The 686-nt window shown below is 35.7% G+C and carries 1 protein-coding gene; it reads left to right on the top strand.

Annotation, left to right across the window (positions count from 1 at the left end):
• Nucleotides 1-41 precede the first annotated feature (41 nt).
• Nucleotides 42-476, top strand: a complete 435-nt coding sequence (locus Q0870_RS15355) for a helix-turn-helix domain-containing protein (protein WP_298556779.1) — start codon at nt 42-44, stop codon at nt 474-476.
• Nucleotides 477-686 lie beyond the last annotated feature (210 nt).

Below are 686 nucleotides of genomic sequence, written 5' to 3'. Positions count from 1 at the left end.
TGTCCCGTCCTGAAATAGCGATACACTAAAACATTAGTGTAATGAAAACATCGGAAAACACTGGGTACGTAAAGCGTACTCAAAAAGACTACTCGCTTTCTTTTAAGCTTCAAGTAGTTGAAGAAATTGAATCTGGTCAACTTGAAAGACTCGAAGCTTGTCATAAATATGGCATCCAAGCTAGGTCAACTATCACTCAATGGTTAAGAAAATATGGTACTTTTGATTGGGAGAACCTATCAAAAAGTACAATGTCAAAAACACCCGAACAGAAAATACTTGAACTTGAAGCTAAAGTAAAACTGCTTGAAAAACAGAAAGCTAGAGCAGAACATTTGGCCGAACGTGCCGATAAGAAATCAATTTTATTTGATATGCTAGTAGATCTGGCTGAGAAGGAATATAATATCGATATCAGAAAAAATTATACACCCGACTCATCGACCTCTTCAAAGAAGAGCACAAAGAAACATTAGTTTCTACCTGTGATATGCTCGGGGTAAACAGGCAGGTTTACTATAGATTAAAACAATCAAAATTACATAAACAAGCTATCGCTCAAAAGGTAATAGTACTTGTACGGGAGATCCGTATGATTATGCCTAGATTAGGAGGTAGAAAATTATACTTTTTACTTAAAGACCAGTTGTCACTTTTAAAGGTAGGCAGGGATAAACTCTTTAGAA

It is taken from the genome of uncultured Algibacter sp. (assembly GCF_947487575.1).
Classification (GTDB): Bacteria; Bacteroidota; Bacteroidia; order Flavobacteriales; family Flavobacteriaceae; genus Algibacter_B.
This window is presented reverse-complemented; position numbering and strand designations above follow the sequence as displayed.

Excerpts from the sequence above, each read along its gene's own strand:
- Q0870_RS15355 (WP_298556779.1), top strand. The coding sequence starts at position 42 with ATGAAAACATCGGAAAACACTGGGTACGTAAAGCGTACTCAAAAAGAC.